The 906-nt window shown below is 40.4% G+C and carries 1 protein-coding gene; it reads left to right on the forward strand.

Annotated elements, in window-relative coordinates; translation table 11 throughout:
• Positions 1-96: 96 nt before the first annotated feature.
• Positions 97-906, forward strand: an 810-nt coding sequence (locus tag A3729_RS23175; protein ID WP_156498086.1) for a tol-pal system YbgF family protein, incomplete at its 3' end; no start/stop codon positions are given.

Genomic DNA, 906 nt, shown 5'->3' on the forward strand with positions numbered 1-906 from the left:
TAAGGCAACAAAATTTATAGGTAATTCTGAAGAATCTATAAAACGACTTAAATTGTAGTAGGTCTTTACCCAAAGTCTGATCTGGTTGATGAAAGTATGTTCCGAATTGCCGAGACATATTTTGATTTGGGTATGTTTGATAAAGCTGAAGCGCAGTATAAGAAAGTACTGGCTTTTACAAAAGATTCTACCTTCCATCATAGAGCAAACTTTAAGTTAGGTTGGGCTGTTTTTAGACAGGACAGGTTTGCCGACTCAGCAGTTCATGCTAGTAAGGTATTAGATAAGTACCCTGAGCTAAGGAATGCAATCGGGTACGATACCTTGGGCCTCAAGGATCAAGATATTGTTGACGATACCTTCCGACTTTTCTCTACTATGTTTTCTCAAGACAGAAGCGGCGAGAGTATTGAGGTGCTACAACAGAGTATCGGGCATAAGGACTATGCATATTTGCTTTATGACTCCTTATTTCGATTCCACCTAAGATCTGAGCGATTTCGTGATGCGGGTCTCGTAGCCAGGGGCTTTACCGATAACTATCAAATGAATTTTGATGCTTATCGAATGGCACAAAATGAAATACAAACCTATCGTCGTGGTAATTTCGATATTCTAGAATGGGAAGCGAAAGAAAATTTTGTAAAGAATTTCGGTGTTCATAGCCCTTATTGGAAAACGCTTGAACCCTCTCAATTAGAGATTGTCAGACCTTTGCTTGTTGAGGCCCTAGATGAGTTGGCACACCTATATTATGTAAGAATGCAAACGGCTTACGCCAAAGACTCCGAAGTTAAGAGTGAGCCTGCTGAAATTTCAGCTAAAGCGTCAAGCTATTATGTATTTGGTAAGCAGGCTGCAGACTATTACGAAGAGCTGGTTCTCACGCGAGGTCAAGATCGCTAT

Source organism: Oleiphilus sp. HI0043 (genome assembly GCF_001634935.1).